Origin of the sequence: Citroniella saccharovorans (genome assembly GCF_035481615.1) — a bacterium.
Lineage (GTDB): Bacteria > Bacillota > Clostridia > Tissierellales > Peptoniphilaceae > Citroniella > Citroniella saccharovorans.
In genome coordinates this window covers 1,374,256-1,394,855 of sequence record NZ_JAYKOT010000003.1, presented here as the reverse complement: position 1 = coordinate 1,394,855, position 20,600 = coordinate 1,374,256, and the positions used below count along the sequence as shown (strand labels likewise).

The 20,600-nt window shown below is 30.2% G+C and carries 15 protein-coding genes; 12 read left to right on the top strand and 3 right to left on the bottom strand.

Annotated features, from left to right (window positions below; genetic code table 11):
- The first annotated feature begins 1 nt into the window (after nt 1).
- Nucleotides 2-679 (top strand): response regulator transcription factor, encoded by a 678-nt coding sequence (locus VLK81_RS09425; RefSeq protein WP_324620399.1) that lies wholly within the window; start codon nt 2-4, stop codon nt 677-679.
- On the top strand, nt 679-1,884 hold the full coding sequence (locus tag VLK81_RS09420; RefSeq protein WP_324620397.1) for a sensor histidine kinase: 1,206 nt from the start codon (nt 679-681) through the stop codon (nt 1,882-1,884). The genes VLK81_RS09425 and VLK81_RS09420 overlap by 1 nt, the downstream gene beginning before the upstream one ends.
- 216 nt (nt 1,885-2,100) lie before the next feature.
- Here the strand turns inward: VLK81_RS09420 and nox are convergent, their stop codons facing one another.
- Nucleotides 2,101-3,447: a H2O-forming NADH oxidase gene (nox, locus tag VLK81_RS09415; RefSeq protein WP_324620396.1), complete on the bottom strand. Its 1,347-nt coding sequence runs from the start codon at nt 3,445-3,447 to the stop codon at nt 2,101-2,103.
- A gap of 249 nt (nt 3,448-3,696) precedes the next feature.
- Here nox and VLK81_RS09410 point away from each other — a divergent pair, with 249 nt between their 5' ends.
- From VLK81_RS09410 to VLK81_RS09400, 3 genes are all read left to right on the top strand, one after another.
- Nucleotides 3,697-4,044 carry an ArsR/SmtB family transcription factor gene (locus tag VLK81_RS09410; protein ID WP_324620394.1) on the top strand — a complete coding sequence of 116 codons (348 nt, stop codon included), beginning with the start codon at nt 3,697-3,699 and terminating at the stop codon, nt 4,042-4,044.
- The gene (locus VLK81_RS09405) at nt 4,045-6,339 is read left to right on the top strand and encodes a heavy metal translocating P-type ATPase (RefSeq protein WP_324620393.1); all 2,295 of its coding nucleotides are present in this window, start codon (nt 4,045-4,047) and stop codon (nt 6,337-6,339) included.
- 146 nt (nt 6,340-6,485) lie between these two features.
- Nucleotides 6,486-7,649: a CD0519/CD1768 family membrane protein gene (locus VLK81_RS09400; protein ID WP_324620391.1), complete on the top strand. Its 1,164-nt coding sequence runs from the start codon at nt 6,486-6,488 to the stop codon at nt 7,647-7,649.
- Nucleotides 7,650-7,703: 54 nt separating this feature from the next.
- On the opposite strand, the gene VLK81_RS09395 is transcribed toward VLK81_RS09400, so the two are convergent.
- Nucleotides 7,704-8,150 carry a GatB/YqeY domain-containing protein gene (locus VLK81_RS09395; protein WP_324620389.1) on the bottom strand — a complete coding sequence of 149 codons (447 nt, stop codon included), beginning with the start codon at nt 8,148-8,150 and terminating at the stop codon, nt 7,704-7,706.
- Between the two features lie 9 nt (nt 8,151-8,159).
- Nucleotides 8,160-8,954 carry an Mrp/NBP35 family ATP-binding protein gene (locus VLK81_RS09390; protein WP_324620387.1) on the bottom strand — a complete coding sequence of 265 codons (795 nt, stop codon included), beginning with the start codon at nt 8,952-8,954 and terminating at the stop codon, nt 8,160-8,162.
- A 368-nt stretch (nt 8,955-9,322) separates the two neighbouring features.
- Here VLK81_RS09390 and tyrS point away from each other — a divergent pair, with 368 nt between their 5' ends.
- From tyrS to VLK81_RS09355, 7 genes are all read left to right on the top strand, one after another.
- On the top strand, nt 9,323-10,534 hold the full coding sequence (gene tyrS, locus VLK81_RS09385; protein ID WP_324620386.1) for a tyrosine--tRNA ligase: 1,212 nt from the start codon (nt 9,323-9,325) through the stop codon (nt 10,532-10,534).
- Between the two features lie 4 nt (nt 10,535-10,538).
- Entirely contained in the window at nt 10,539-11,933 is a 1,395-nt protein-coding gene (locus VLK81_RS09380; protein WP_324620385.1) for an MATE family efflux transporter, read from the top strand.
- Nucleotides 11,934-12,560: 627 nt separating this feature from the next.
- Nucleotides 12,561-14,195 carry an ABC transporter permease gene (locus VLK81_RS09375; RefSeq protein WP_324620384.1) on the top strand — a complete coding sequence of 545 codons (1,635 nt, stop codon included), beginning with the start codon at nt 12,561-12,563 and terminating at the stop codon, nt 14,193-14,195.
- A 55-nt stretch (nt 14,196-14,250) separates the two neighbouring features.
- Nucleotides 14,251-15,069 carry a hypothetical protein gene (locus tag VLK81_RS09370; protein ID WP_324620383.1) on the top strand — a complete coding sequence of 273 codons (819 nt, stop codon included), beginning with the start codon at nt 14,251-14,253 and terminating at the stop codon, nt 15,067-15,069.
- Nucleotides 15,070-15,305: 236 nt separating this feature from the next.
- On the top strand, nt 15,306-17,033 hold the full coding sequence (locus tag VLK81_RS09365) for an ABC transporter ATP-binding protein (RefSeq protein WP_324620382.1): 1,728 nt from the start codon (nt 15,306-15,308) through the stop codon (nt 17,031-17,033).
- 1 nt (nt 17,034) lies between these two features.
- Complete coding sequence (locus VLK81_RS09360; RefSeq protein ID WP_324620381.1) at nt 17,035-18,792, top strand: ABC transporter ATP-binding protein; 1,758 nt, start codon at nt 17,035-17,037, stop codon at nt 18,790-18,792.
- 91 nt (nt 18,793-18,883) lie between these two features.
- Nucleotides 18,884-20,458 (top strand): cell wall-binding repeat-containing protein, encoded by a 1,575-nt coding sequence (locus tag VLK81_RS09355; protein ID WP_324620379.1) that lies wholly within the window; start codon nt 18,884-18,886, stop codon nt 20,456-20,458.
- The last annotated feature ends 142 nt before the right edge of the window (nt 20,459-20,600 follow it).

Genomic DNA, 20,600 nt, shown 5'->3' with positions numbered 1-20,600 from the left:
TTTGGATAAGATATTTGTAGTAGAAGACGATGATAATATAAGAGAGTTAATTTGCTATGCTCTGGATACTAGTGGATATTCAGCTAAGGGCTTTTCTTCTTCTAAAAGTTTATATTTAGCTTTGGAAAAAGAAAAACCTTCCCTTTTTTTACTCGATATAATGCTAGGGGAAGATTCAGGCTATGATATTTTAGATAAAATAAGGCATGATTCTAGCCTTGAAGATATTCCTGTTATAATGCTTACTGCAAAGACAGCTGAGTATGATAAGGTTAAGGGGCTTGATATGGGGGCTGATGATTATATAACTAAGCCTTTTGGAGTTCTAGAACTTATTTCAAGAATAAAAGCTGTTTTAAGAAGGGTTGGAAAAGATGAAACGCCAGAAGGGGCATCTTCATATAAAAAACTTAAAATAGATCCTAGTAAAAGAACAGTTGAAGTTGATGGAAATGGAGTAGAACTCACTTTCAAAGAGTTTGAGCTTTTAACCTTTTTACTTAATAACCAGGGAATAGTTCTTTCAAGGGATAAAATTATGACTGGAGTTTGGGGATTTGATTATCAAGGAGAATCTAGGACGGTAGATGTTCATATAAGAACTCTTAGGCAAAAGCTTGGTGAGGCTGGAGAATATATTGTTACTGTTAGAAATGTCGGCTACAAATTAGGTGAATAATGAAAAATAAGTTAAATAGACTTTCCACTTTTTTTATAATTATTTTTTTTATAGCTTTATCATTAGCAAATATATTTATTAGTAAATTTTATTTTTTGCCAAGTGAAGAAAATATAAATTCATTAAGTGGGAAAATAGAGATAGAAGATGAAGAAATTCATCTTTCTTCTTATATTATAAGTAAAAAACCTAATCAAAATCCCATTCAAACAATAAGGTCAAAAAGTGGAGAAGAGTATTATATATATCCTGATATAGAAATGTTCTCAAGTTTTATTATTTACCTTATTTTTTCAAATCTTATATTATTATCTTTTTTACTTATAATTGAAGAAAGATTAAGGAAAAAAAGACTTAGAACCGTATTAGAACCAATAGAAAATATGAACACACTTATTGAAGGAATTTTATCTGGAGATAGCAAGGTGGCAGATCCAGATAAGGTTTTTGATAAGTTAACTAGTGTTTATGATGGGGACAAGAAAAAAACTTTAGAAAATACTTTAAAAAAACTTATTGAAGCAGAAAAAAGCAGGAGAGAATTTACTGCTAATGTAACCCATGAATTAAAGACGCCTCTTACAAGTATCAACGGTTATGCTGAGATGATTGCAAGCGGACTAGTTAAGGATGGGGATGTAGAAAAATTTTCAAATATTATTTTATCTGAGGGCAATAGACTTCTTCAAATGATTAATGAGATACTTCAGCTTTCTAAGTATGACTCTGGATATAAGGATAAGATGAAAAAAGAAGAGCTAGATCTTTCTGAAGTTGCAGAAGAGGTAACGGAAGATATGATCCACTATGCAAAGATTGAGGAGATTAATTTAAGCTTTGAAGGCGAAAAAGCTTTATTAAATGCAGATAGAAAAATGATGTATGAACTTGCTACAAATTTAATTTCAAATGCTATAAAGTATAATCTAAAGGGCGGCAGTGTATATGTTAAGGTAAAAAATAAGGAAAGAAGTGTTACTTTATCTGTAGCAGATACTGGTATTGGAATTAAAAAAGAAGATCAGAGAAGAATTTTTGAAAGATTTTATATGGTGAATAGGTCAAGCAATGGGACTATGGGAACGGGGCTTGGACTTTCGCTTGTAAAATATATAGTTCTTAACCACAATGGATCAATAGATTTAAAAAGTGAGATTGGTAAGGGATCAACTTTTATAGTTGAATTACCTAAGTTTGTTCAGTAATCTGAAAATAGTTTAAAAAATTTGAATTTAAGGGAATGATTTTTTTCATTCTCTTTTTTTGTAAGTAATCTAATAAAAATAGAATGCTAAGTCTAGAAAAGTAAAATAAAATAGATTTTTTTATTTGTACAAATTAAAAAAGCCAGAAATTAAGCTTAAGCTCAATAATTTTGGGGCCTAAAGTAAAATAATCTGGCTTTAAAAATTATAATTAATTTATTTTAAAACTGCTCCTAGAGCTGCCATTGTAATATAGTTATATGGCTTATTGTAGTGAGGCATAAAGAAGATGTCTGTAAGGGCAAGTTCGTCTATTGTAACATCTTTTTGTATAGCTAAACTAAACATGTGGATTCCCATTGACATATCATAAGTTGATGCCATTTGTGCACCTATTATTCTTCTATCATCTTTTCTATAAACTATTCTAATCTTAACTTTATCATTTTCAACATTTTCCATAAATTCTGGTTTTTGTAGATCTTCAAAATCAGCTACTTCGGCGTCTATTCCATATTTTTTAGCAAAGTCTAAGGATAGACCTGTCATTACAATTTTGTGTCCATAAACTTGCATTCCTGAAGAACCTTGAACTCCTGGGGTTTCTAATTTTAGACCGCAGGCATTTAAAGCTGCTACAATTCCTGAACGAACAGCATTTGTTGCAAGGGCAACATATTCATTTGATTCAGTTGGCTTATAATAAATTGTTGCGCAGTCGCCTATAGCATATATATCATCGTTTGATGTCTTAAATGTTTTGTCAACTAGGTAAGCTCCACTTCTTTCATGTTTTTTTAAAGATTCAGCTAAAAATACATTTGGAACAAATCCAATTGAGTTTATAACTAGTTCTGCTTTATATTCAGATTTATTTGTAAGAACAGATTTAACTTTTCCGCCTTCACCCTTAAATTCTACAACATCTTCACCAAATACTAACTTTATTCCATTTTCAGTCATAGAATCTTGAAGGTCTTTTGAAATTTCTCTATCAAAATAATTTTCTAATATTTTTTCATCTCTAGTAACTAGGGTTACTTCTTTTCCAATTCTTTGGAAAGCTTCAGCAAGTTCAACTCCTATATAACCTGAACCTACTACAACAACATTTTTAATTTCATCTTTAAGTGCAGTAGCCTTAACTTTCTGAGCATCTTGGAAAAGTTTAGCTACATCTACATTTTCTAAATCTTCTCCTGGGGTATTGTTTGATCTAGGTCTTGATCCGGTTGCAAGGATTAGTTTATCGTAAGTATCTTCAATTTCGCTTCCATCTTTTAATCTAACTTTTATCTTTTTGTTTTTTTCATCTACTGATAAAACTTCAGATTCCATATTTACCTTAGCGCCTTTTTGTTCAAATACGTCCTTGCTACAATAGAATAATCCGTCGGAAGTAGAAATTTGATTTCCAATCCAAAGTGCCATACCGCATCCTAGGAAGGAAATGTTGTTATTTCTATCATAGATTGTAAGCTCTACGTCTTTAAAGTTGTCTAAAATTGTATTTGCAGCTGCTGTGCCTGCATGGTTTGCTCCAATTAAAATAATTTTTGTCATGACATCCTCCGAATAATAATATTTTTGTAAAATTACCCTAGTAAAAGAGTATGATTTACATACTTTCATTTTAACATAGCTTATTTGTGAAATCAAGATAAAGTATATAAATAAAAATTTGTTTTATATTATATTTCAACAAATAATTAATTAAAAGTTATAAAATTACTTAAATTTTGCTTGACTTTTTTAGAAAAAGAGTTTAATATAAACATATGAACAGTTGAACATATGAGAAGGAGGTGTATTATGGCTGATGTTAATATAGATCATTTTAGTTCTGAAGAGATTTTAGAGATCAATGATAAATTACCTTTGGAAGAAGATATAATTGAAATTTCAGACCTTTTTAAGAATTTTTCGGATTCTACTAGGGTTAAAATTCTTTTTGCTCTTGTTATTAAAGAGTTATGCGTGCAAGATATTGCTGATTTGTTTAGTATGAGCCAGTCTGCTATTTCTCACCAGCTTAGGGTCCTTAGGGCTTCAAGGCTTGTAAAGGCTAGGAGAGAAGGAAAAAATATTTTTTATTCTCTTGATGACGATCATATTAGGGATATTTTAAGTATAGGTTTAGAACATGTTAAGGAGGTTTAGATGAAAAGATATTTGTATAGATTAAATAATTTTAAAAAAGATGATGAGGAAGATATTAAAGAAAAGCTAAAAGGTTTGGAGGGGGTTTTAGACCTAGACCTACTAGGCGAAGAAGGCTTTCTTTCTATAAATGCAAAGGATGATTTTAATCCAAAAAGCCCTTCTTCACTATTTAAAAAATTCTATCCATCTATGGATGTAATTAGTTTAGGAAAAAGCTATCAGTATGATATAAATAATTTAGGTTGTGCAAATTGTGCGATGAAGATTGAAAGACTAATAAATAAATCTTTTGATTTTTTAATTGTAAAGGTAGATTTTTCTAGGAAAAAACTTATAATTAATTCTAATAGGGATTTGGAAGAAAAGGACATGAGAAAGATTAACGATTGTTTCAAAGAAATTGAAGCCTATTCTTCTGTAGATTTTGGCATTAAAGATGAAGATGAGGATGAGGATGAGGAAAAAGAAGAATCAAATTTGGCTAAGTCAGCATATTTAATTATTTCAATTTTACTTTTTGCCTTAAGTTTTATTATTAAAAATAAGCTTATGCTTTATTCTACAATTGCTATATCTTATCTTTTAGTTTCACATAAGGTTATTATTAATGCAATAAATAATCTAAAAAAAGGTAGGGTTTTTGATGAAAATTTCTTAATACTTATAGCCAGTCTTGGAGCTTTTGCTATTGGAGAGTATAAGGAAGCACTAACTGTAATGATTCTCTATGCTATTGGGGAATTTTTAGAAGATTTAGCTACTGAAAAGTCCAGAAAGGAAATTGAAGGCCTTATGGATTTAAGAGAAGAGTATGCAAATCTTATAAGTGATGGCGAGATAAGGAAGGTTGAAAGTAAGAACTTAAATATTGGAGATAAGATTTTAGTTAGACCAGGAGAAAGAGTTCCAGTTGATGGTAAAATTATAAATGGAAATTCTTCATTTGACACAAAGATGATTACAGGGGAAAGTGTTCCAAAAAATTTGTCTGAGGGCGATATGGTTTATTCTGCTACAATAAATTTAAATTCTCCTGTTACTCTTGAAGTAGATAGCTTATTTGAGGATTCTATGGCAAGTAAAATACTGGATATTATAGAAAACTCTAGCTCTAAGTCCTCACCAGAGGAAAAATTTATTACTAAGTTCTCTAGGGTTTACACTCCTACAGTTGTAATTTTAGCTCTAGCTATGGCTTTTTTGATGCCTTTAGTTACTGATATTCCATTTAAAGATTGGGTCTATAGGTCTTTGGTATTTTTAGTTGCATCTTGCCCTTGCGCATTAGTTATTTCAATCCCACTTGGATTTTTTGCTGGAATTGGAAAGTCTTCCAGTGAAGGAATTTTGGTTAAGGGTTCTGGAGTTTTGGAACGTGCAAGCAAGGCTAATCATTTAGTTTTTGACAAGACTGGTACTCTTACAAAAGGTAATTTTAAAGTTACAGAAGTTATTTCAAAAGGTGAAAGTAGGGAAGAAATTCTAAAACTAGCTGCCATGGCTGAGCAAAACTCTAATCATCCTATAAGTAAGTCAATAAAGGCTGAAGTTAGAGATTTTACCTTTAGAGAAGATGTTCAAAGTGAAGACTTTAGGGGAGAAGGCTTAGTTAGCATAGTTAATGGAGATAAGATTTATGTAGGTAATGAAAAGCTGATGAATAGATTTTCTATTGATTTTGAAGAAGTAAATACTATTGCAACTAAGGCCTATGTCGCAAAGAATGAAAAATATCTTGGATGTATTATTATTGAAGATGAAATTAAAGAAGAAGTAAGAAGTTTTATTAAAAATTCAGAAAGTCTTGGAATAAAAGAAACAAGTATTTTAAGTGGGGATAATAAAGAAATTACAAAAGAAGTGGCAAATAAACTTGCTATTAAAAATGCTTATGGGGAGCTTTTCCCTGAAGATAAGAGAAGAATAGTTGAAGATCTTAAAAAAGACTATAGTGTATTATTTGTTGGAGATGGATTAAATGATGCGCCTGTTATGCTTGAAGCAGATGTTTCTCTAAGTATGGGATATAAGGGAGAAGATGGAGCCGTTGAAGCAAGTGATGCTGTAATTATGAATGATGATATAAGTCTCATTGGCAAGTTTTTGAAAATTTCTAAAAAAACTTTAAGAGTAGTTAGACAAAATATTATCTTTGCCCTTCTTTTTAAATTAATTGTTTTAGTTTTAGGCTTTTTTGGAAAAGCAGATATGGCTATTGCCATTTTCGCAGATACCGGAGTTGCCCTACTTGCTATCTTAAATGCTGTAAGAATTTTATTTACTAAGTTTTAATTTTTAGTCTAAAAGTTAGAAGTCTAGCTTTTAGACTTTTTTTATTGGCATAAAAATATTTTTCAAAAGATATTTAAAAAATCATTTTAAAAAAACGTTTTTTGTGTTAGAATATCTTTATCAAAATAAATATTTTGGAGGATGGAATGGATAATACCAAAAGGAAAAAGGAAATTGGCCTTGATACCTTTATCACTTTATTTGTTGTAGTTGGAATGTTTACCTACATAGCTTCAGTTATGGGAGTTGGTAATATGTTTAATACTCTTATGGCCACTGCCCATGACCTACTTTTAAATACTGTGTTTTTCATAATGGCTATAGCTGTTCTTACAGGGGCTCTTTCAAAACTTTTTTCAGAGTTTGGAGTTATTGCTCTAGTAAATAAGATTATCTCACCTATTATGAAGCCTTTATACAATCTTCCTGGAGCTGCTGCTCTTGGAGTTGTAACAACTTTCTTATCTGATAATCCAGCAATTATTGGACTTGCTGCTGATAGTGGATTTAAAAAATATTTTAAAGATTGGCAGATTCCAACTCTTTGTAACTTAGGAACATCTTTTGGGATGGGACTTATTGTATGGACTTTTCTTTCTAGTCAGGGTAATGGAAGCGAATATATGAAGGCTGCTAGTATTGGCCTTTTAGGAGCTGTTATAGGCTCTATTGTTTCTGTTAGGGTTATGATGATTTTCACAAAGAAATTTTTTGGATATGACAAGGAAAAAGAGGCTTTACAAAAGCTCGCAAAAAGTGATGGATATAGGGAAATAACTGAAGGCTCTACAGTAGAGAGAGTTTTAAATGCTTTACTTGAAGGCGGCAAAAACGGAGTTCAAATTGGTTTTGATATTATACCTGGAGTAGTTGTTATATGTAGTTTGGTTATGATATTAACTTATAAGGGCTCAGTTGATCCTCAAACTGGAAATATGGTTTATACTGGTGCAGCTTATGAAGGAGTTGCTTTGATTCCTAAAGTTGGAGCTTTTCTTTCTCCAGTTTTAAATACTCTTTTTGGATTTACTTCCAATGAAGCTATCGCTTTTCCACTTACAGCTTTAGGAAGTGTTGGGGCGGCTCTTGGAATGGTTCCAAAACTACTTACAGACGGTTCAATTACTGCAAATGATATAGCTGTATTTACAGCTCTTGGAATGTGCTGGTCAGGATATCTTTCAACTCATGTTGGTATGATGGATGCACTTGGAGTTAGAAAACTTGCTCCTAAGGCAATTTTATCTCATACACTTGGCGGACTAGCAGCAGGTATTTCAGCTCACTTTTTGTTTTTACTATTAGGATAATAAAAAAGCTATAGGGCCAAAAAATGACCTTATAGCTTTATTTTTTTAGAAAATTTAACCATTAATTAGACTATCTATAACTTTGTTTGCAAGTTTTCCATCAACACTTGCCCCATGTTCTGCCATTAAATTTTTCATAATTAGGCCTTTAGATTTTGGAGATTTGTCTAAAGAATTATCTTCAATAATTTTTTCTATAATATTTTTTAATTCGTCTTCGGATAATTGTTTAGGAAGATAAGATTCAATAATTTCTATTCTCTTTTTTGTCTCTTCAATAAGGTCAGCGTGGTCACTAGGTAGTGATTCTAGAGTGTCTTTTGCCTGCTTAAGTTCAGACTTTACAATCTTCATTCCCTCATCTTTTTGAATTTCTCTTTTAGCTTCTTTTTCCATTAGTAGAACGCCATTCATTATATTTGAAATTACTGAAGCTTTAAGCCTATCTTTTTCCTTCATTGCTAACATTTTATCTTTTCTTAAATCATTTAAAAATCCCATATTATCTCCTTATATTATTTTCTTTACTATTTTTTCTATATCTATATTGTAATAGTCTTCAATCCTTCCAGCATCTACAAGTTCTTTTGCTTTTGGATCAATTGGTAGAGAACCTAGAGCAGAGATTTGAAGTTTTTCTGAAAATTCATTAAGTCTACTTTTACCAAATATTTCATATTTTTTTCTAGTGTCTGGTGTTATAAAATAAGACATATTTTCTATTAGACCAAGAATTTTCATATTCATTTTTTTAGCCATATTAACTTGTTTTTCGACAATTAGGCTAACTAAGTCGCCAGGAGATGAAACTATAATTATTCCATCTAATGGAAAACTTTGAAAGGCTGTTAGGGTTACATCGCCTGTTCCTGGAGGCATATCTACAAACATTATATCAACATCATTCCAGTAGACGTCAGTGTAGAACTGACTCATAACTCCTGAAATTACAGGACCTCTCCATATAACTGGATCGGTTTCATTTTCTAAAAGTAGGCCCACGCTCATTATTTGTATGCCTGATTTAGTTATGGCTGGAAGGATGAGTCCATCTGATTGGAGGGCATTTTCATGAATTCCAAATGATTTTGGAATAGATGCCCCAGTAATATCTGCATCTAATATAGCTACCCTCTTTCCAAGTTTTGCTGCGTGAACTGCAAGACTAGAAGATACAAAACTCTTTCCTACTCCGCCTTTTCCACTTAAAACTCCAATTACTTTTTTAACTCTTGATTTATCATTTAACCTAAGTTTATTTAAAACTGGATTATGTGACTTTGATATTTGTGCATTTGTTTCCAAGTAATAATCACTTCCTTCTTCTTTAGATTATATCATAAATATATTTTTTGTTTAAACAAAGTTTATAAATTTATTTTAATATATTAGAAAAAAAGCATACTGGACCTAGTGATTTTATAATATTTAAATAAATTCATTTCTAAAAAATATATCTTTTATAATTACGAGTCTTATGTTATAATTGTTTTATAAAATTAAATAATAAGAAGGCTTAGACCCAGTACTTATTTTTTAAGGAATTACAACTAAGCTATTTCTTTAAACTTATCATTTTAGATAAATTTGAGGCTATTTAATGGCAAAGGAGGGTGGTACCACGGCTCAGTCGTCCCTTTATCATTAATAGCTATTTTTTTTAGGAGGGAAAAATGAATATTATTGACGAGTTAAAAGAAAGAGGATATTTTGAGCAGGCAACATTTGAAGATGAGTTAAGTGAATTATTAGAAAAAGAAAGAGTTAAATTTTATATTGGATTTGATGCTACAGCAGACTCTTTAACCATAGGACACTTTATTCAAATTATGGTTATGATGAGAATGCAAAAACATGGACATATTCCAATTGCACTTCTAGGAGGGGGAACTACTATGATAGGCGATCCTTCTGGAAGAAATGATATGAGAAGTTTAATGACTGAAGAAACAATTGATGAAAATGCTAGAAGATTTCAGGAACAAATGTCTAGATTTTTAGATTTTTCTGATGGAAATGGCATTATTGAAAATAATAAAGACTGGCTAAGAAATTTAAATTTCCTAGAATTTGCAAGAGATATAGGAACTCATTTCAATGTAAATCAAATGCTAAATCTAGATATTTATAAAAATAGGTTAGAAAAAGGTCTTACCTACTTTGAACTTTCCTATATGCTGCTTCAGTCCTATGACTACTTAGTTTTATATGATAAACATAAGTGTAAATTACAGATGGGCGGATCTGACCAATGGGCAAATATTCTTGGAGGTTATGACCTTGTTAGAAAATTAAGAGATGATAAGGTTTATGCAATGACCTTCAAACTTCTAACTAAGGCTGACGGAACTAAGATGGGAAAAAGCCAAAAGGGCGCTGTTTGGTTAGATGAAAATAAAACTTCTGTAAATGAACTTTTCCAATATATGAGAAACGTTGAAGATGTTAAAGTTTGTGAATACCTTCTTATGCTAACTTTCCTTGATACAGAAGAGTGTAAGAGACTTGGAGCTTTGGAAGGTGAGAAGATTAATGAGGCTAAAGAAATTCTTGCCTATGAAGTTTGTAAGATTATCCATGGAGAAGAAAAGGCTAAGGCTGCACTTGAAGCTGCTAGAGCTGTTTTTGAAAAAGGAATTTCTTCAGAAAATATGGATACATTTGTCCTAGAAGAAGGAGAAATAGGCCTACTTGATCTACTTACAAAAATTGGATTTACTAAGTCAAATTCTGAAGCAAGAAGACTTGTTATGGGAAATGCAATTAGTGTAAATAGAGAAAAAGTTACTGATCCAAAACTTCTTATTGATGATAATAGTTTTAAGGAAGGTGAGCTTATCTTACAAAAGGGAAAGAAAAATTTTGTAAGAATTGTTAGGAGGTAGTTTTTTGACAGAAATAAAAGATGAAAGGTCCAGGATGCTTGGTGAGGAGCATATTAGTAAACTTCTTGTAAAATTTTCTATTCCAGCAATTATTGGGATGATGGTAACAGCCATTTACAATGTAGTAGATAGGATATTTTTGGGTAATGGTGTTGGCCAGTTAGCTATTGGTGGAGTATATTTAAATTTACCAATTGTTCTATCAATGATGGCTTTTTCAATGTTAGTTGGACTTGGTGGAAACTCTATAGCTTCAATTAGGCTTGGGCAAAATAGAAAAGATCAGGCAGAGAAAATCCTAGGTACTTCTTTTTCCTTAATTATACTTATAAGTGTAACCTTATCAGTATTACTATATTTTAATTTAGAAAGACTTTTAGTACTTTTTGGAGCATCTGAGACCATTCTTCCTTACGCAAAAGAGTATGGAGAAATACTCGTCTTATTTGGACCATTTAATATGATAGGCTTTGCCCTAAATAATTTTATTAGGGGAGAAGGTAACCCTAAAGTTGCTATGGCTACTATGTTTATAGGTGCTATTAGTAATATAATTTTAGACTATGTCTTTATATTTATCTTTGATATGGGGGTTAAGGGAGCCGCTTTAGCAACAGGAATTGGACAATTTTTATCATTTTTATGGACTATCCGTTATTTTACAATTGGTAAAAGTCTTTTAAAAATTGTTCCAAAGGATATGAAGTTAGAAACTTACTATATTAAGGAAATAATTTCTCTAGGCATAACACCTTTTTCAATGCAGCTTGTTTTTAGCCTTGTATCAGTTGGCTTTAACCACCAGCTTCAAAAATATGGTGGAGACCTTGCAACTTCATCTATGGCTATAATAGACAGCATTGGTCAGCTTGTTTTTATGCCAATTTTTGGAATTAATCAAGGTCTTCAGCCTATTGTTGGCTTTAATTATGGTGCAAAAAAATATAGGAGAGTGCAAAATGCTTTAAGATTAAGTTTAAAATATGCCACCATATATTTAAGCTTAGGATGGCTTGTGATGATGCTATTTCCTGAAACGCTCGTTGGAGTTTTTGTTAAAGATAGTGCAAGTTTTGAAGCGATTAAACCAATTGCAGTACCTGGTCTTAGAATTTATAACTCTATGACTTTTATGCTGGGATTTCAATTTGTAGGATCCGGATTATTTCAATCAATTGGAAAGGCTAGAGTTGGTTTTATTCTTTCAATGACAAGACAATTAATTTTTTTAATGCCACTGCTTTTTATCTTACCTATATTTTTAAATATAAATGGAATTTGGACTGCAATGGCTGTAAGTGATTTATTGTCTACTCTTGTTACTACGTATTTTTTAATAAAATCTAATTTTTTAACTCATAATTTTGAAAAAGATGGAGAATTTGTAGTTGGTATATAGATTTTTAGAAGGCTGGAATATTCCAGCCTTTTTTAATAGAAAAAAAATACTACAGATAGATTACATAACTAATCATCTACTAAGATTAAAAAATTAGAAAAAAATTGGACAAAAGCAAATTAGTGTGATACAATAAATTAAACAAAAGTGGTTAAAGTGAATTTAAAAATATATAGAAAAAAAGAAAAGGACTAGATTTTTAATATTGTATATAAGAGAAAAATTACTTATATAAGATTTAAATAAAAGGAGGTGAAAAAAATGAAGAAGACTTTAAAGCTTACCTTATTTGTCTTAGTTTTTGCTATTTTGATAAGTCCAATTACAGCTACTTTTGCTGAAAGTTTAAGAGGAGAAGAAATAGTAGAGCCAATGGCGTAAGTCTTACAATCGATATATTATAAAGAAGAGATAAAATATTATTCTGATAGTTTCCCAGCTTCAATCCATAGAAGAGTTTATGATAGTGGACACTATTATCAGGGTTATATTTTTTTAAAAGCCATATATAAGACAGAAAAGTATATAAAAGTTGTTTATGAAGGAACACTTGATTTAGCAGACTATGGTTGGAACAATAAATAACTTACTAGGCTAGAGAACTCTAGCCTTACATAAGGAGAAGAAATGATAAGGTTTGAATTTATTAAGCTTCATAGAAAATTAATAATCCCACTTATTATAGTTTTAGCCTTACTATTATCATATTTTACTTATAAGTCTGATTTTAATGCAATGAATACATTTATTGAAAACTATAGATCAGAGTCTTATAGGACCTCTATTCTCAGCCTTTTTGCCGAAAATAGTTTTCCTGATAGTAATCATTTAGCAAAACACTTAGACGATGAAGAAAAAGAAAGATTAAATAAGGAGTCAGACGCCTTATTTATGGGTTTTGTATCAGATCAATATAGTATTTTGAAGGGCGAAGATATTGAAAAAGAGGCTACCAAATTAAGAGATAGGGTATCTAAGTATGTAGAAGATGAATATAAAGTACTTAAAAAATATAAACTTCAATTACCTGACAAATATGCATCAGATATTGAGTTTGCTAATTTTGAGCTAGAAAAAATGCTTGAAAATAATACCACCCTTACAGATTTGATGTATGGAAGGTACTCAAGTAATCCAATGAGAGTTCTTCTTAGCCTAAGTAATAAATTACTTGGGATTTTTCCTATGCTAATATTAATATTAGCCTTTACTCCAATAATTTCAAGTGAAAAAAGTAATGGAACTATCCTACTTTTAGAAACTCAGCCCATAGATCGTTTTAGGATGGTTATTTCAAAACAGATTGTTATTGTTATTTCTTCTATAATATATTTTCTATCAATTGTTTTTTTTACAATAATAATAGGATTTGCTTTTGGACAGAAATGGCATAACTCTCACCTAGAAATATATAGGATATTTTCAAATATAGATAATTTAAAGTATCTATACGCTTACCAGCTACTTATAAAGATTTTTTTCCGCTACCTAATTATGACTCTTTTCTTTAGCTCTATTATTATTTTTATTAGTGAAAGATCTAAAGACTATATGGGAGGTATTATTATTCTGCTCTCTGGCATAATTATTTTAAGTCTATTTACTAAGACATTTTCTGGTCTAAAAAACTCACTCAATCCAATATATGCCTTAAATTATTATGAAAATATATTAGGGAGAATTGAATCAGGAACCATTAACAATGTATCTATAGCAACTAATGTAGAAGGTAGGAGTATATTTATCTATCTACCATATTTATGCCTGGCTATTCTATTTTCTATATTAACGGTAATTATGCCAAAGGAATATAAGTATAGCAAAAAAACAAAAACAAATAAATTATATACAATTTTAGGATTTGAATTTGAGAAAATCAGGCTAAAAAGCAGTTTTACAAAGTCTATTATATCTACACTAGCTATTTTTTTTGTTGTATTTTTATCGCTTTATTTAAAGGACATTTGGGTTAAGCGATATTATGATACTTATCTTACTTCTGTATCAGAATCAAAACTTTCTACTGTTAAATCTAATAGTAGATATAGGCTAAGTGATTATAAAGATGCTTATGGGATAGATAGTGATGAGTATAAGAAAAGTAAGAAAGAGTTAGAAGCTAAGATTAAAGAGGTAGAAAAATTTTATGAAGATTCACTAAAAGCTTATAATTTCTATAAAGATAAGAAGGGTAGGGAATTCTATGACTTCAAATATAAGGAGATAGTTTATAATGATATGATTTTTTTCATTACGTATTAAGGGAAACTTTTTTACTAGCCCTTCGTATCAGGAAAGCAAGGCCTTATATAAGGAAATGTCAAAGGGAAATATTCTTCCACTTATGATTTCAACTCACCCTTTCATGTCTTCACTAGAAGATGTAGATCCATGGAAGCTTGAGCAAAATGAGGATAATGTACTTTCTCACTCATCTTTTTACTTACCAAGGAGGATAGAGAGGACTTATCCAATAGACTTTTTAATAATAACCCTTATTTCAATTATCTCTTTTGGTCACTACTCCTATGATAAAGAAAATGGAAATCAGATAGAACTTATGTACACAGAGCCTATCAAAAGAAGTAAATATCATATAAGAAAAATTTTAGCTTCATTTTTAGTAGGAATACTTACCCTTGGACTTATATTTCTTCTACTCTTTATCCTTGGACTTTTAACAGAGGGCCTAGGGGATCCTAGATTTCCAGTAGTAGAGTATATTAGAAGTGTTAGACCTGAGCAAGTTTTAATTGAGTCTGATCCATATTTTAAGCTAATTCCTTTATGGAAATATGACCTAAAACTTATAGCCTCTTATATTTTCCAAATTGGATTCTTAGCAAGTTTTGGAGCATTTATTTCAATCTTTGTAAAGGAAAAGATAAGGGTTTTGGCTATAAGCTTAGGGATTACAGGGGCTTTTATCTACCTTGTTAGCCTTATAAAAAGTCCTTTAAAAGTTATCATCCCATTTACACATATTAAGGCATCAGAGCTTGCAAATGGAAGTTTTATACTAAATTCTTTTCTAAAGTCTAATAATATTTTTATTAGTTTAGTAGTTTTACTAGCTTGGAGTTTATTTTTTGGAGCACTTGGAAGTCTAATAGTAGGTAAAAAAGAAGTAAGTTAGTTTTTTAATAATATTCCCTCTAGAGATTAGTCTAGAGGGGATTTTTTATTTTAAAATAATTTGCTATTCTTTTTTTTATATTGAAGCTAGAAAAATAGTCACTAAACAAATAAATTACTGGCTTTAAAAAATAATAATGAAATGTTAGAATATATACTATATATAGATTTCTACTTTGTCTAATTGAATATATTTTTTGGGTATAGATAATAATATGATATTAGAAAGGAATTATTATGTTTAAGAAATTTCGCTGGTTTATAGATTATTATAAAAAAGAGTACATAATTGCACTCACATTTCTTTTTTTAAGTGACTTAGTTGGATTAATTCCACCCTATATTACAGGCAAACTTACAGATCTTATCTTTAAGGGAGAGATTGGCTTTGATAGGTTTATTAAGATAATTCTCTTTACTTTTTTTGTAGTTGTTGTTAAATACTTTTTTGCTATGGGATGGTCTTATTTTATAAATAGAGCATCCAACGAGATTGAACATGAAACTCGAGATAAACTTATTAGAAAGTTTTTAAAACAGCAATTAAGATTTTTTGAAGTAAATTCAACTGGCTCACTTATGAGTAAATCTACTGGGGATGTTTACGCTCTTTCTGACCTTGCTGGACCGGGAACACTTTCTTTTTTTGATTCAACAGTTTTTCCTATTTGTATAGTTATTATGATGGCAGTTGCTATAGATTTTAAACTTACAATAGTTTCTATTCTGCCCCTTCCTTTACTTGCCATTTTATGTATAAAAATCGGAGATAAGATATATGAAAAATATTTTATAGCTCAAAAATCTTTCGATAATCTAAATGATCAGGTTCTAGAAGATGTTGAGGGAGTTAGGATTATAAGAACATTCAATCAAAAAGAAAAAAGATATGAAGCCTTTACTGAAAAGGGTGAAAAACTAAGAGATGACAATATGAATGTTGCTAAGTTAGAAGCACTAATGGCACCTCTTCAAAGAATAATTCCAGCCCTTACTTTTATTATAGCAATTTCTTATGGTTCATATCTTATAAAGATTAATGAAATAAGCGTTGGAGAGCTTGTTTCCTTTACTTATTATCTAAATATGTTAATTTGGCCAATGTATGCCCTTGGTAATTTTATAAATATGAAGGAGCAGGCTGAAGCTTCTATGGATAGAATTGGTGAGGTTCTTAATTATAAGGAAGATTATGTGGATAGAGAAGATGCGGTAGATTTAAAAGATGAAGTTTTTGATATAAATTTTAATTCCCATAGTTTTTCTTATCCATCAAATGATATTAAGAGGTTAAAAGATATTAAATTAAAAATTGATGCTGGTAGGTCTGTTGGTATTTTAGGTAAAACCGGATCTGGAAAATCTAGCTTAATTAAGCAGCTTTTAAACTTATATAAAATGGATACATCTACTATTCTTTTAGATAATATGCCTTATGACTACTACACTACTAAGTCTATAAGGAGTAAAATTGGCTATGTTCCCCAAAAATATATGATTTTTTCTAAGACAATTAGGGAAAATATTATTTTTGGCGATAAGTCTAAAGATGAAAAAGATTTAGAGTGGGCACTTACTATGGCAGATTTCAAAAAAGATGTCGATGAATTTACAGATGGGTATGAAACTCTTTGCGGTGAGCAAGGTATATCTTTATCTGGAGGGCAAAAAGCTAGGCTTCAACTTGCAAGAGCTCTTATCAAAAAACCTGGAATTTTAATCTTAGATGATACTATGAGTGCTCTTGATAGTGAAACTGAAAAAAATATTTTGACTAATCTTAAGGAAAATTTTTCGGGATTAACTCTTTTAATTGCAAGTCATAGGATAGTTCAGGTTAAGGATCTTGACTATATTATAGTTTTAGAAGATGGGAAGATAGTTGAAGAAGGAGATAGCGATGCTCTAATGGCTAATAAGGCTTGGTATTATAAACAATATCAAATACAGTCTATGGAGGAATAAGATGGAAGATAAAAAAATAAGAGATAAGTTTGTTTCAGAAAAACTTTTTTATTATATGAAACTTGAAAAATTATATCTTGGTCTTGGCATAATCTTTTCTACCATAAGGACTTTTTTGGAAATGCTCGGCCCATTTATCATTGGCTATATCCTAGATAATTTGATAGTTAAAGACATAAGTTCTATAGATATTTTAGAGATTATAAAATATTTATTGCTATATTTAGCTGTGTATATTTTAACTGGAATAATATTAAATCTTACAACCTTATCTTTTCAAAAGGCTGCTAACAATATTACCCTAAGAATTCAAAAAGATGTATATAAAAAAGTTTCAGCCTTTCCTATATCATATTTTGATAGTCTTAATGCCGGAAGTATCGTATCTAGGATAACCAATGATACTAATAGGCTTAAGAGGATGTTTTCTCTTGTACTTTCAGATATTTTTACAAGCTCTATGATGGCTGTGGGGATTTTTATAGTTTTACTTGTTAATAACTGGGTTCCCGCCCTGCTTATAGCTACTTTGTTTCCTTTAGTTGCTCTTATTTTTATAGATTTAAGAAAAAAGACTTCTCTTTATACTAGGGAGGTTAGGAAAAATGTTTCTATATTAAATGCTAAGATTAATGAAAATATTCAAAATATGGAAGTTATAAATAGTTTTAATAAAGAAGATTATATTAAAGAAGAATTTGATGAATATAATGATAAAATTTTCAAAACTCAGCTTAAGCACTCTAAACTAAGATCTTATTCTGGATATAGGGCAATAGATTCGCTAGCTTATGTTGCAACTATTTTAATTTTACTTTATTTTGGACTTGGAAAAATCAAGGGGCTTTATCCAGTTTCGGTTGGTAGCCTTTATATTGTTTTAGATTATAGTCAGAAGATTTTTAATAACTTAAATAGGGTAGTTACAAGATATACAGAGTTTGAGCAGGCTTATGCCTCTGGTAGACACGCTTTAGAGATACTAAAGCTAGATGAAGAAGTGGACTCTAATAATGAGCTTACTCAAAATAATGGAAGTGTTTCTTTTGATTCAGTTTCATTTGCCTATGATAAAAAATATGTCTTGGAAGATATAAATTTAAATGTAGAATCAGGAAAGACGGTAGCTTTTGTTGGCCAAACTGGGTCAGGTAAAAGTACAATTATTAACCTACTTCTCAACTTTTATACTCCCCAAAAGGGCAGGATTTACCTTGACGGTACAGATATTTCAAAGGTTTCAAAAGATTCTTTAAGGCGTGAGATGGCAGTTGTTTTACAAGATTCTTTTATCTTTAAGGGGACTATTAAAGATAATATTTGTCTAGAAGAAGATTTTAGCGATTCTCAAGTAGAGAATAGTTTAAGGGATTTGGGGGCGGATATTTTACTTAAAAAAGGTATCCATACCGAGCTTCTAGAAAAAGCTAACAATCTATCGGCAGGTGAAAAGCAGCTTATATCATTTGCAAGGGCCTATATTAGAAATCCTAAAATTTTAATTTTGGATGAAGCAACTTCAAATATAGATACTGAGTCTGAAATTCTTATACAAAAAGCTATAGAAAAATTAAAAGAAAATCGTACAACCTTTATGATTGCGCATAGGCTTTCTACAATTAAAGATGCTGATGAGATAATAGTTTTACAAAATGGCAAGATTATAAGTCGTGGAAGTCATGAGTATTTACTTGAAAATTCTTCCTACTACCACAAATTATATCTTGAGTCCACTAGAAAAAACAATATGGAATTTTAGAGTAGTTTAATAGAATTTATTAAACTACTTTATTCTATTCGTATTTTGTTTTATAATTGATTAAAGACAATGTAGCTTATTGGAGGAGGAAATGAAGAAATTATTTTTTTTAAGTCTACTTACATTTTTGCTTATTTTTACAAAATCACTTGCTACCCAACCCTTAGTATTAGCAGGGGAGGATAGATATGAAACTTCTTTTAAAGTTAATGAAAGTTTAAATAAGGGAAGTGATGCGCTTATACTAGTTAGTGGCCATGACTATAAAAGTCAAGTAATAGCTTCTTCTCTAAGTGAAAAACTATCTTCTAGGCTTTACTACTTAAAAGATGATAATTTAGATAAGAGGATAGAAGATCTTGCTAAAGATATGAGAATAAGAAAGATTTATCTTTTCGAGGGAGAAAAAAATTTTAGTGAAGATATTAAAAACAAGTTAAGGAATTTAAAAGAGCTTGAAATAATAAGTTTAAAAGACGATAAGGATCAGATAGATATAAATAGGAAGTATTTTAGAGAGGCATCAAAGGCGATACTAATTTCAAAAGAGAATTATGCAGATGGAATTTCAGCAGTAAGTCTAGCTATCAATAAATCCTATCCTATTTATCTGATAGATGAAAATAATGCAAGGATGATTGGCGAAAATTTAAAAAAAGATGGAATTAAAGAAAGTATAATTGTTGCAGGACCTAGTTCATTAAGCTTTAATTTAGAAGAATTTTTTCCAAATCCAATAAGAATTTGTGGACCTGATAGGTATGAAACCAGCCTTAATCTTTTTGAAAAATATTATCCTAAGTCAGATAGTATTGTTATTACAAAGGGGGACAATTTTGCGGATGCTATTTTATCTGGACCAGTTTCATATCAGAACTCAACAATAACCCTATTAGTTAAAGAAAAACTCTCTGACTTAGATTTTTATAATTTAGATTATAAAAGGCTTACAGTTGTTGGTGGGAGACTTGATAGAGTTAGAAAGAAGGATTATGACAAGGTTCTTTATTTAAGTCCCCACCAAGACGATGAATTAGTTTTCTTTGCACCAGCTATAAGGGAAGATTTAAAAGCTGGCAAGGAAGTTTATATTGCCCTACTTACCAATGGGGAAAAGACAGGTGCCATTACTTTAATCAATGAAAAGCTTGCTAAAGACAAAAAAATTGGTCCAATTGAACTTATAAAAGCTAGAAATCTTGAATTTAAACATAGCTGTATGGAGCTTGGAATAAAAAAAGAAAATATATTTTTCTTTGGATATACAAATCTAGCTATAAATGAAAAAGATGTAGAGGATAGCTTAAAAAGTCTAAGAAAAAAATTAGGAAATGATATTTTGATAAAAGCCCTATCACCTTACAAATATGAGTTAAATAGAGACCATAGTCTAATTGGTAGGGTTACTAAAAAATTTGCTATAGAAAATAATCTTGCCTTATATCTTTTTGGTGGAGATTACAACTTTAAAAAGGGAGATTATAGGGCAATTGTAATTGAAAGTGACATGAGCACTTTTATATCAATTAAAAATGCTCTAAATTATTATAAAAAGTGGGATCCTGAAAATGGATTCTATGCAGTTGGATGGCACTCAGTTCCAGAGCTTTTTACTAGAATGGAGAAATTAAGAGGATCTATAATAGTTGAAAAAATTAATATATAAAAATATAAAAAAGTAGTCTTAGCTAAGTTTCTTATTACCTGCTAAGACTACTTTTCAGATATGCTTTTTTCTTGTGTTTTTGGCTCTAACATATTAATTCTCCTTTCAATAAATAGAATATTATTTAATCTATTTATTATTT

Bases quoted from the DNA above. Each gene is read 5' to 3' on its own strand.
- VLK81_RS09360 (WP_324620381.1), top strand. From the start codon at position 17,035: ATGGAAGATAAAAAAATAAGAGATAAGTTTGTTTCAGAAAAACTTTTT.
- VLK81_RS09365 (WP_324620382.1), top strand. From the start codon at position 15,306: ATGTTTAAGAAATTTCGCTGGTTTATAGATTATTATAAAAAAGAGTAC.
- VLK81_RS09370 (WP_324620383.1), top strand. From the start codon at position 14,251: ATGTCAAAGGGAAATATTCTTCCACTTATGATTTCAACTCACCCTTTC.
- nox (WP_324620396.1), bottom strand. From the start codon at position 3,447: ATGACAAAAATTATTTTAATTGGAGCAAACCATGCAGGCACAGCAGCT.
- VLK81_RS09375 (WP_324620384.1), top strand. From the start codon at position 12,561: ATGATAAGGTTTGAATTTATTAAGCTTCATAGAAAATTAATAATCCCA.
- VLK81_RS09420 (WP_324620397.1), top strand. From the start codon at position 679: ATGAAAAATAAGTTAAATAGACTTTCCACTTTTTTTATAATTATTTTT.
- VLK81_RS09405 (WP_324620393.1), top strand. From the start codon at position 4,045: ATGAAAAGATATTTGTATAGATTAAATAATTTTAAAAAAGATGATGAG.
- VLK81_RS09355 (WP_324620379.1), top strand. From the start codon at position 18,884: ATGAAGAAATTATTTTTTTTAAGTCTACTTACATTTTTGCTTATTTTT.
- VLK81_RS09400 (WP_324620391.1), top strand. From the start codon at position 6,486: ATGGATAATACCAAAAGGAAAAAGGAAATTGGCCTTGATACCTTTATC.
- tyrS (WP_324620386.1), top strand. From the start codon at position 9,323: ATGAATATTATTGACGAGTTAAAAGAAAGAGGATATTTTGAGCAGGCA.
- VLK81_RS09410 (WP_324620394.1), top strand. From the start codon at position 3,697: ATGGCTGATGTTAATATAGATCATTTTAGTTCTGAAGAGATTTTAGAG.
- VLK81_RS09395 (WP_324620389.1), bottom strand. From the start codon at position 8,150: ATGGGATTTTTAAATGATTTAAGAAAAGATAAAATGTTAGCAATGAAG.